At 58.7% G+C, this 10,509-nt stretch carries 12 protein-coding genes; 5 read left to right on the plus strand and 7 right to left on the minus strand.

Translation table 11 applies throughout. The features are described from left to right. Positions 1–177 precede the first annotated feature (177 nt). Positions 178–639, minus strand: a complete 462-nt coding sequence (locus VGL70_04250; protein ID HEY3302732.1) for a hypothetical protein — start codon at positions 637–639, stop codon at positions 178–180. Then, positions 636–1,370 (minus strand): Fic family protein, encoded by a 735-nt coding sequence (locus VGL70_04255; protein HEY3302733.1) that lies wholly within the window; start codon positions 1,368–1,370, stop codon positions 636–638. Before VGL70_04255 ends, VGL70_04250 begins: the two co-directional genes overlap by 4 nt. A 179-nt stretch (positions 1,371–1,549) precedes the next feature. On the opposite strand from VGL70_04255, the gene rlmD reads away from it, so the two are divergent. Both rlmD and VGL70_04265 read left to right on the plus strand, forming a co-directional pair. Further along, positions 1,550–2,779 (plus strand): 23S rRNA (uracil(1939)-C(5))-methyltransferase RlmD, encoded by a 1,230-nt coding sequence (gene rlmD / locus VGL70_04260; protein HEY3302734.1) that lies wholly within the window; start codon positions 1,550–1,552, stop codon positions 2,777–2,779. Positions 2,780–2,897: 118 nt separating this feature from the next. Then, the gene (locus tag VGL70_04265) at positions 2,898–3,263 is read left to right on the plus strand and encodes a collagen-like protein (GenBank protein HEY3302735.1); all 366 of its coding nucleotides are present in this window, start codon (positions 2,898–2,900) and stop codon (positions 3,261–3,263) included. A 28-nt stretch (positions 3,264–3,291) separates the two neighbouring features. Here VGL70_04265 and VGL70_04270 read toward each other — a convergent pair whose 3' ends face one another. Beyond that, positions 3,292–4,365: an alpha-hydroxy acid oxidase gene (locus VGL70_04270; GenBank protein ID HEY3302736.1), complete on the minus strand. Its 1,074-nt coding sequence runs from the start codon at positions 4,363–4,365 to the stop codon at positions 3,292–3,294. Between the two features lie 129 nt (positions 4,366–4,494). On the opposite strand from VGL70_04270, the gene VGL70_04275 reads away from it, so the two are divergent. Further along, positions 4,495–5,466, plus strand: coding sequence for an ABC transporter substrate-binding protein (locus tag VGL70_04275; GenBank protein ID HEY3302737.1), 972 nt, complete (start codon positions 4,495–4,497; stop codon positions 5,464–5,466). Between the two features lie 53 nt (positions 5,467–5,519). On the opposite strand, the gene VGL70_04280 is transcribed toward VGL70_04275, so the two are convergent. From VGL70_04280 to VGL70_04295, 4 genes are all read right to left on the minus strand, one after another. Next, positions 5,520–6,023 (minus strand): hypothetical protein, encoded by a 504-nt coding sequence (locus VGL70_04280; GenBank protein HEY3302738.1) that lies wholly within the window; start codon positions 6,021–6,023, stop codon positions 5,520–5,522. Positions 6,024–6,137: 114 nt separating this feature from the next. Further along, the gene (locus tag VGL70_04285) at positions 6,138–6,503 is read right to left on the minus strand and encodes a hypothetical protein (GenBank protein ID HEY3302739.1); all 366 of its coding nucleotides are present in this window, start codon (positions 6,501–6,503) and stop codon (positions 6,138–6,140) included. A gap of 340 nt (positions 6,504–6,843) precedes the next feature. Then, complete coding sequence (locus VGL70_04290) at positions 6,844–7,158, minus strand: RNA-binding protein (GenBank protein HEY3302740.1); 315 nt, start codon at positions 7,156–7,158, stop codon at positions 6,844–6,846. A 230-nt stretch (positions 7,159–7,388) separates the two neighbouring features. Then, positions 7,389–7,823, minus strand: a complete 435-nt coding sequence (locus VGL70_04295; GenBank protein HEY3302741.1) for a hypothetical protein — start codon at positions 7,821–7,823, stop codon at positions 7,389–7,391. Between the two features lie 239 nt (positions 7,824–8,062). Between VGL70_04295 and typA the strand changes: the two genes are divergently transcribed. Both typA and VGL70_04305 read left to right on the plus strand, forming a co-directional pair. After that, entirely contained in the window at positions 8,063–9,901 is a 1,839-nt protein-coding gene (typA, locus tag VGL70_04300) for a translational GTPase TypA (protein HEY3302742.1), read from the plus strand. Positions 9,902–9,976: 75 nt separating this feature from the next. After that, the coding region (locus VGL70_04305; protein HEY3302743.1) for a dienelactone hydrolase family protein at positions 9,977–10,509 on the plus strand (533 nt) is incomplete at its 3' end.

Genomic DNA, 10,509 nt, shown 5'->3' on the forward strand with positions numbered 1-10,509 from the left:
AACGCGTTGCGCCGTACGCACAGGCCTTGATGGCTGAAACTGACCGCACTCGCGGCGAGTACGTCGCGCCTTGCCCGCACTATCCGGAGGGCTGCGTCGGCTGCCCGTTTATCAATCTTCCGTATCCGGAGCAATTGAGACATTGTAGGTGCTTTTGACAGGGAATCCGCAGCGGTCCTAAGACGACAGGAACCCGTGAACCTTTGCTTTCGGCATTTCTTTGACTCGCTTGAAAAACTCAGTCTCGGTGATCTGCGTCGGCCACTCCAGGTTGATCGATAGAAAAAAGTCGCTCTTGTCGGGTAACTGTTTAACTTGAATCGCCTGTAGCTGCATCAGATAGCTCAGGTCGCGGATCAAGGCCTTGCGGAAATTGCCCACTTTATAAAAGTGCACCGTCCGCTTTTCGAGCGCCGCAAGAGTCAGACTTTCTTCCTCCAGCAGCAGTTGTAGCAGTTGCATATGCCGGTCCGACATCACGCGCTTGCGCGGTGATTTCAGTCGCCCGAAAAGATCCGTGACGGTATTTCGGTAAAGGGCCTTGGCAACGTGTAGACGAATCTCCGAGAAGAGCCTCCGGCACTGGCTCTCGATGCCTTTTAACGCAAACTTGAGAAACGGCGTCAGGTCGTGATTCAAAGCCCTTGTTCCGGTAAGCGCGGCGAGATAATCGGGCTTTTGCTCGTAATAGTAGTCGACATCGCGATAAACAGCGTGTCGCGCAAGCCGACACGCTGGAGCATCAGAGCTTCGAGGGCGCGGGCCGTGCGGCCGTTGCCGTCGAGAAACGGATGCATCGCGGCGAAGTGGTAGTGAAGCGCGAGAGCTTGAATAAGCGGATCGTGGTCGCGAAAAGCGGTTCGCGCGGCCTGACAAAGTTGCTGCAAAGCGGCCCCACACTCATCTCCGCCTTCAACGCCGCGGTGGTGGGGAGTGCCGAAAGTCACATTTTGATCTCGGGTGCGAAGCTGCCCCGGCGGGCAGTGATCATCATCGCATCCGGAAACGATGCGGCGATGCGTCTGACAGATTAAGGATTCGTCGATCGGACGGTCGGGCTCCAATTGGGCGATCCATCGATAGGTGGCAAGAGCGCAGGCTGCTTGCCGCTGGGACCGTGTCTCAAGCTGTTCCGGCGTCTCACGCATCGCCGCGTCCAGCTCTTTCTCTGTAAACTCAGCCCCTTCGATGCGTGATGTTCCCGCGACCTCCCGCTTCAGCTGAATCTGCTGAAGCTCCTCCGCCCAACTACGCTGATAGGGAATTTGCGTCAGCGCAAGCATCGCCGCTTTCGCGCCTAACAACTCAACTTGGATCGCTGCCCGGTCATACGCGATCCAATGATTTGGGGTTTCATACTGAATAGCCACGATGCCACTATAGGCCTGTTCATTTCCGATTGGAATACCGATTCAAAAATAGATTTACATGGAAAATTAGCTACTTGTATAGATCATCCAGGCAAATACTATCTGCTCATTCCCGGTCCATTTCCGACATGTTTCTAACTTTAGTTGACCCGATCTGTTCTTGCCTATATTTCTTGTCCGTGTCTTTTCAACGAGATTCGGCCTTTCCAGCGCACCGAAAAGGATCGCATCAACCTCATCACGGCGCATACGTCCCGCCTTGCCCGCATTATCCGGAAGGCTGCGTCGGCTGCCCGTTCATCAATCTTCCGTATCCGGAGCAACTAAAAAGAAAACAGCAAATCCTGGCCCAAGCGCTCGCGGTTTATCCTTCGCTTCAGCATCCTGAAGTCCCGGCTGTCGTTCCTTCGCCGCGCCGGTTGGGATACCGGGCGCGCGTGAAGCTCGTCGTGCGCTGGTCGAAAGGCGAAGTGCTCGCCGGGCTATATCTGCCTCAAAGTCATGACGTCGTTGACATCTCCTCCTGTCCGGTCCATCCGGAGCCGGTGAACCGCGTCGTTCAGCAGCTCAAAAAGGAAATTCAACGGCTCGGCATCGCTCCTTACGATGAGACAAATGACAGCGGCGATCTGCGTTATCTCGACATCCGCTATAGCTTCTGGTCGCGCGAGATCGTGCTGGCTTTGGTAACGCGGCACGCCGCGTTCCCCAAAGGAAACGAGCTCGCACGGGCTCTCAAAAAACGCTTTAGCTTTATCATCGGAGTAGCCCAGAATATAAATGAAGATCCCGGCAACGTCATCTGGGGGCCGCGCTCGCGTTCGCTTGCCGGCCGCGATACCGTCCTCGAACGGATCGGCCCGTGGAAGCTGAGGCTCCCCGTCGGCGTTTTTTCCCAGGCGAATCCGCCGATCGCGCGGAAAATTTATGAGAAAGTCGAGTCGTTGGCGGGTTTGAGCGGAAAGGAGACGGCGTTCGATCTCTACTGCGGCGTCGGTCCGATCTCTCTCTACCTTGCGCTTTCGGCGCGGCTTATCTGGGGCGTCGATGAAAATTCCCTCGCGATCGCGACGGCGAAGCAAAACGCGCGGATGAACGGCGTCTCCAACTGTCGCTTTTTCGAAGGGAGTGTCGTCGAAAAACTGCTAGAAGCGAAGCGCGATCTTCAGCCGATCGATCTTATCGTCGTCAACCCGCCGCGCAAGGGTGTTCAGCCCGAAGCCATGGCCGCGCTTCTGCCCTTGCAGCCTCCACGGATTATCTATGTCTCATGCGAGCCGGCGACGCTCGCTCGCGATCTCGACAGGTTTATCATAAATGGTTATCGCGTCAGCGCGATACAACCCTTCGACATGTTTCCGCAAACGGAACAGGTTGAGACGGTCGTCCTCATGAAAAGTAAAAACTAAAGTATGTGAAGGACGCATTCATCGCTCGTTAGGGTATTGACCTGCATTGCATTAGCGGCTCCTGTTGCTAGCCTATATCGAGCCGTCAAGACAATAAAAACCACAAGGAGGGTCGAACATGAAAAAGTATCTGCTAAGCGCCCTATCCTTTTTTGTTGTTCTTGCCATCGTAAGCTTTTTTGCCAACGCCGGAAACACGGCCGAAACCAAGAGCGCCCCCGATGTACAGATACAAATACAACCGGAACGGACCGAGAAAGCTCCCGGTCCGGAGGGACCTCGGGGAGAACCGGGAAGGCCGGGTCCACAAGGTGCGCCAGGGGCGCCGGGTCCTCAGGGTGCGCCTGGAGTATTATCCGGATCGTCCGGCAGCACGATTTTAGGTGTGGATTCGACGGTGGCGCTATTGGTGGGCGGTGTTCTCATACTGGTGGTGATTGTTGCGATCGTCGCCATCTCTAAAAGTGGCGGCAGTAGAGCATAATTTCTTCACCAGAACTGGAAGGGGTTACCTAAGTCAGCCTGCCTCCAGGGATGTGCGGGAACGCGCTCATCTCGTGCGTAGGTCCTAGCGGTTGCGTCTTGCAAACGTACTCCGGCTTCAACTGATCGACGCGGGTCACGCCGAGCAGACCCATCGTCACCGTGATCTCGCTCTCGAGTAATTCAAGAACTCGCACCAGCCCGGCCTGGCCCGCCGCCCCAAGGCCCCAGCCCTGAAGCTTGCCGATCCCGACCGCCTTCGCGCCGAGAGCGATCGCCTTCACCACGTCGCTGCCGCGCGTGATCCCGCCATCGAGCACGATCTCGGCCTTGCCGCCGACGGCTGCGACGATCTCCGGCAACATCTCGATCGCGGCGCGTCCGTGGTCGAGTTGCCGCCCGCCGTGATTGGAAACGTACACCGCGTTGACTCCGTGTTTCACCGCAAGCGCCGCGTCTTCCGCCGTCGCGACGCCTTTCAGAATAAAGGGCAATCCCGCCATCTCTTTGATTGCGTCCATGATCTCCCACGTGAGCACGGCGCGATACTCGTATCCGCTCTGTCGCCGGCTTGGCGGGAGCCAGCGGTCCATCATCTGGCGTTCGCGTCTGCCGTAGTGAGCGGTATCGACCGTCAGACACAGCGCCTTGTAACCGGATTTCTTCACGCGAGCGAGCAGGCTCTCCACCCATTTCAAGTCGCCCGCCACGTAGAGCTGAAATATCTTCGGGCTTGCGCTTGCTGCGGCGATTTCTTCCAGGCTCGGCTGCGTCACCGAGCTGACTAACTGGATCGTGCCGAACTCTGCGGCTGCTTTGGCGACGGCGACTCCGCCTTCGGGCGTGAGTGTTTGCAGCGAACCGATCGGCGCCAGCATGACCGGAATCCTGAGCTTGTGGCCGAGAAAGCTCGTCGAGGGATCGACGCTGGAGACGTCGACGAGTATTCGCGGTCGGAAGGCGAGGGAATCGAGACCGAAGCGGTTGCGCCGCATCGTCGTCTCGGATTCGGCGCCGCCGGTGAGATAGTCCCAGGCATTTTGGTCGAGATTCCCGCGAGCCGCAAGGATGATCTCCTGGTTGGTGACAAAGTCGAGGGCCATGGCGTTTCTCCTTTGCGCCGAGGTTTAACAAGTAAAAAGGGAAAAGTAAAAAGGCAAAACAGGATAGGCGCGCGATTCATCGTGCCTGGCGATTGACAGGGGTGAAGCCGGCGGGCTATTGGTCTCCTCATGAAACTGTTTTGTTCGGCGCTGTTGCTGCTCTCTTTCTTCGCGCCGGTTTCGCTTCATGCCCAAAAGCTCACGCTCGCCCACGTCGCCATCAACCCAGGACAAGGACTTTTCTGGATCGCGCGGGACTCCGGCCTTCTCGCCAAGCATGGATTTAGCGCGGACGTGGTCCTCATCCCCGGCAGCCCGCGCACGGTGCAGGCGCTGATCGCGGGCGATCTCGATTTTATCGTCGCGGGCAGCGCGGCGATATTGCGCGCGCGCATGCAGGGCGCCGAGATCGCCATGCTCGCGTCGCCCTCGTCGTATTCCTCGCAGCGGGTTTTGGTCAAGCCGGACTCCACGCTCGGCGGTCTCAAGGACATCAAGGGAAAGATCGTCGGCGTGACGCAGTTCGGCTCGGCCGGCGATACGTTTCTCAGGACCGCGCTCAGAAAAGCCGGCATGAAAGAATCCGACGTTACTATTTTACAAATGGGCGGAACTCCGGGCGTGACGCAGACGCTTGAGGCGGGCAAAATCGAGGTCGGCGTTCTCGGCGAGTCCGGCATGCTGCTCGTCTTCCAGGGCAAGGCGCGGCAGCTCAAAGGCGCGAGCGCGCGCGAGCTCGGCATTTCCGGACTCGACGCGCCGTTGACGACGACCGAGCGCAAGCTCAAACGAGAGCGGCCCGCTGTCCTTCGTTTCGTCCAGGCTTACGTCGAGGCGATCCATTATTTCAAGACGAACAAGACGGGAGCCGTGCGCATCCTGCAAAAGCATATGCGCGGGCTGAGCGAGCAGCAGGTCGGCGCCTGGGTCGATGACGTGAAGGACAATATCGAGGCTGCGCCTTACCCCGACGATGCCGGGCTCCGCTCCGAGCTGGAGCAGGTGAACGCGCCCAAGTCCCAAAGCCCGGCCTATTTCGTCGATCGAAGCTTTCTCGACGAGATCAAAAAGAGCGGTTTCATCGAGCGCTTATATAAATAGCAGAAGGGAGCTTGGTTCAACAAAAGGTTGGAAGGTTTAGCAGGGCGTTCGCGTCAATTTGCCGCTTCCGCCGCCTCCAGCCGGGGCAACGGCCGCATTTTCTTTCTTTCCTTGTAAATGTGAACGCAGACCTCGTCGATTGCGCCCGGCGAATCATCGGCGTCCGAGGCTTGGTACTGGATCGTTATGCATTGGACCTTGTCCGATTGATACTGCCACTCGACTCGAAGCAGCCGAGCGCCGAGGAAGTCTACGTAATTTCCCGTGGTGCGGAGAAGATGAGCGAGATCCAGGAGGTTCGCGCGCCCCGACCCGGCGCGTCGTTTCTTCCTTTCTTCGATATCTATTTGTTGCAAGTCCTCCAGCGTATAGCGCTCCTTTACCTCCACGGAGGTGGGCGCTCCCTTGCGCCAACCTTGAACGAGGTAGATGTCATCCTGGCATTTGATATCGAAGCCTTTGAGTTCGAACTGCTGCAGGTTTTGACCGATGCAGCGGAGAATGTGGCTGTAGAATGGCGCGCCGGCCAGTTTATGGCCAAACTTAAGAATTTGCATATCTTCTTGGATCAGCAATGAATATGCCAACGGCTGCAGAGCCAAATCATTGGCTGATTTTAGGAAGACGGAGGATCGGCGCGGGACAAAAAGGTACCGGTACGACAAAAATCGTCATGCCGATGGGCTGGCCGGATGGACGATTGGTAGCGAGTCGCTGCTCTGAACTGGGGCCGATTGTCTCTGCGCCGGTATACGCTCCCTGGCTCGGATGAGGGTGCCGAACAGAAAATCGGCCAGGGGAAGGACGACGTTGAGGTTGCTGAAATGGCGCTGATGATGCTGGTGGTGATGCGCGTCGAGCCAGGAGAACAACGCGCTCGTCTCGAACCAGCGCTTCTTGGGCACATGCATGCAGAAGTGGAGATACTCGTAGAGGAAATAATAAAAGCCCAGCGCCGCCATGCCGCCGAAAAAAATATTCGCTTCCAGGAGGTGCTGGGCCCAAAAAACGAGCGGCGCATGCAAACCGATGATCATGGGCGCGTTCCACCAGGCGAATCGGATATTTTTATGGTTTTGGCCCCGCGGCAGGAAATAGCTCGGACCGGAACGAAAAATTCCGTGGTGCATCAAGGCGTGAGAGCGAAACGGGTACGACCATAAAGGCCTGTGCATCAAGAAGCGATGCAAAAACCACTCAAAGAAGCTGGCGTACAGGAAGAGAGAAGCAAATCCTGCCGCGCATTCCATGTAAGATGCCATCGTTGCCCACTTTCTTTTTTAAGAGCGTGCGGGTTTATATTTATCCCCGATCCAATATAAAAAAAGGGGGCAAACCGACCCGTTGCCCCCTTTCTTCATTTAAATGGTGAAAAAACTACCAGCGATCCCGGCCGCCGCCTCTGTTTCCGCCGCCTCGATTCCCGCCGCCGCCGTCGCGGGGCGCCATCGGCTTGGCCTCGTTGACCACCAGCGTGCGTCCGTCGAGCTGGGTGCCGTTCAAGGCCTCCATCGCCTTCTGCGCCTCGCTCCCGGAGCTCATCTCGACGAAGCCGAAGCCGCGCGACTGTCCGGTGAATTTATCCGAGATCACCTTCGCGGACTCTACGGTGCCGTGCGCCGCGAAGATTTCCTGTAGCCGCCCTTCGGTTACGGAATAAGGCAAACCGCCGACGTACAATTTATTACCCATGTTCTCCCTCCTTTGAGAGAATGTTAATGTCTTTAACCCTGAGAAGCTGACCGCTAAGAGGAGCAGAACATGGAGAACTTGAAAGGCTGGAAACCCACGCTCTGGTCGGTTTTATCCTTAGGCATCGTTTCGCAAGGGAGACTGACTGAGCCTTCAACTCTTCTGACTTCCCGTTTCAGGAGGCCCCATACTGAAACGAAAGCCGACTCTACTTCGTTTAAGTCAATATTTCAACTGCTTCGGGCCTTTTTCTTGGCGGCCATCCTCCGCACCAGGCGCAGACGTTGTTTGGAGCAGGAGGGCGTGTCCCGGCAGATCAGGCATGACGGGCATATCCAGCCGCCGCATTCGCAGCGCCCTCCGGGCTTGTTGGCATACCCAGGCCTGCTTTGGAAGGAGACGTGGCAACCGGAGCAGGTGATATCGGCGACACCTTCCAAAACTTCCAGATCCTCGATCGGCGCAATCCGCCGCATGATTTCCCCTTGCACAAGCACGCGGTACTGAAAGCTCTGTTTATTGATTGCGTTTCCCAACGACTCGCCTTTCTGGGTGAAACTGACCTTAAGCGAGGTAATGCCGTCGATCCTTCCTTCGTACCCCGCGATCCTATGGCGGATGAGCGTTCCGTCTTGTAGTTTGACTTCCTCTCTTGCGTCTGACATATCCCCTCCTTACAACACTCACGGAAAAATAAAAAGCCTCCGGCTCGTTTAAAGCTCGGAGGCTGTTCAATGATGACGAAAGGCAAGCTCTAAAGAACAATTTGAGCATACCATCAAGCCCCCGATCTGGCAACGGCCCTCGCTGAGTCGGCCGTCGCTGAGTTCCTCAATCCAAAGAGCTACACTATTCGAGGCGGCTCCACGAGTTGTCGGGCACCTAATTCGTTTTTAGAGGATCGATGAATCAAAACGCTCCCAATCGCCGCGGCGACATCCGCAACGTCGCCATCATCGCCCACGTCGATCACGGCAAGACGACGCTGGTGGACGGCATGCTGCACCAGAGCGGCATCTTTCGCGCCAACGAGCAGGTGGTCGACCGGGTCATGGATTCACTCGACCTGGAGCGCGAGCGCGGCATCACGATCCTGGCGAAGAACACCTCGATTCATTACCGCGGCGTCAAAATCAATATCGTCGATACGCCCGGCCACGCCGACTTCGGCGGCGAGGTGGAGCGGACGCTCGCGATGGTGGACGGCGTGATGCTGTTGGTCGACGCCTCGGAGGGGCCGCTGCCGCAGACGCGCTTCGTCCTCAAAAAAGCGCTCGAGGCCGGCCTGCCGCCGGTCATCTGCATCAACAAGATCGACCGCGCCGACGCCCGTCCCGCGGAAGTGCTGGACGAGATCTACGACCTCTTCATCGACCTCGGCGCCAACGAGGACCAGCTCGACTTTCCCATCGTCTACACTAACGCCCGCGCCGGCCTCGCGATGCGCGATCTCAAAGAGCCGTCGGAAAATTTGAAGCCTCTCTTCGAATTGATCCTGAATGCTTTGCCCGGACCGGTCGTCGATGCTGCGGCGCCGACGCAGTTCCAGGCCAACAATCTCGACTACGACGACTACATCGGGCGCCTGGCGATCGGACGGTTGAAAGGCGGCACGCTCCGCACCGGCCAGTACACCCTCTGCCGCGCCGACGGGTTCCAGCAGCCGGTGAAAGTCACTCAAGTCTTCGGCTGGCGCGGGCTCAAGCGGAGCGAGGTCGAGTCGGCCGGCGCCGGCGACATCGTCGCCGTGGCCGGGATCGAAGAGATCCAGATCGGCGACACAATCGCCGACCGCGAGCATCCCGAGCCGCTGCCGCCGCTGCGCGTCGACGAGCCGACCATCGCGATGATCTTCAGCGCCAACAACTCGCCGTGGGCGGGGCGCGAGGGAGATTTCGTCACCTCGCGCAAGCTCCGGGAGCGCCTGATCTACGAGCAGCGGAAGAACGTCAGCGTTCGCGTCGAGGAGACGGAGTCGCCGGACGCGTTCCGGGTCACCGGCCGGGGCGAGTTCCAGCTCGCCATCGTGATCGAGACCATGCGCCGGGAAGGCTACGAGCTGCAAGTGTCGAAGCCGACGGTCATCACGCGGGAGCTCGGCGGCGCCGTCAACGAGCCAGTGGAGTTGCTCGTGATCGACGTTCCCGAGGAGCACATCGGGATCGTTTCGCAGTTGCTGGCGACCCGGCGCGGCAAGATGACCAAGATGGACCACGGCGGCTCCGGGCGCGTGCGGCTGGAATTCGCCGTGCCGTCCCGGGGACTGATCGGGTTCCGCTCGCGCTTTTTGACCGACACGCGCGGTACCGGAATCGCCAACGCGCTGTTCAACGGCTGGGCGCCGTGGCACGGGCCGATCCAGTCGCGCAGCAACGGCGCGATGGTCGCCGACCGCGAGGGCATGACGACGCCGTACGCGGTCTTTCATCTCCAGGAGCGCGGCGCGCTTTTCATCGCGCCGGGAACGCGCGTCTACGAAGGCATGGTCGTGGGCGAGTACTCGCGCGAGAACGATCTCAACGTCAACATCTGCCGCGAGAAGAAACTCACCAACATCCGCGCCGCCGGCCGCGACGAAAATATCTTGATCACGCCGCACCGCGAGATGGGATTGGAAGAGGGGATCGAATGGATCGCCGACGAGGAGCTGGTCGAGGTGACGCCGCAATCGATCCGGCTCAGGAAGAAAATCCTCAAGCAAGTCGAGCGCCCGCGGAGCAGATACAAGGAAGATACCGAGTAGGTATTGCGCCGCCGGCGAATTTGGTGTTAGTAAACGACCGTCGCACTCAAATCAATCTCAAACACGGAGGTACCCATGTACACGACCGATCAATACGAAGGCATGACGGCGGAGACCGTCGACATCAAGGGCGCCAAGGGCGACAAGATCAACGCCTATTTCGCCAAGCCGCTGGGCGCCGGAAAATTTGCGGGAATGGTGGTCATTCACCACGCGCCGGGCTGGGACGAATGGTACCGTGAATGCGCCCGGAGGTTCGCGCACCACGGCTATCTCACGATCTCGCCCAATCTCTATTTCCGCGACGGCCACGGAACTCCGGAAGACGTCGGCGCCAAAGTGCGCGCGGCCGGCGGCGTCGCCGACGATCAGGTCCTCGGCGATCTCGAAGGGTCGATGCAGTTCCTCCGCGCGCAGCCGAACTTCAGCGGCAAGATCGGGATTTTCGGCACATGCTCCGGCGGCCGCCACGCGTTTCTCGCCGGCTGCCGTCTCAAAGGGCTCAGCGCGGTCGTGGAATGCTGGGGCGGACGCGTCGCGGCGTCGAAGGAAGAGCTTACGCCCAAGCAGCCGGTCGCGCCGATCGACCTCACCAAAGATCTTTCCGC

This window comes from Candidatus Binatia bacterium (assembly GCA_036504975.1).
Classification (GTDB): Bacteria; Desulfobacterota; Binatia; order UBA9968; family UBA9968; genus JAJPJQ01.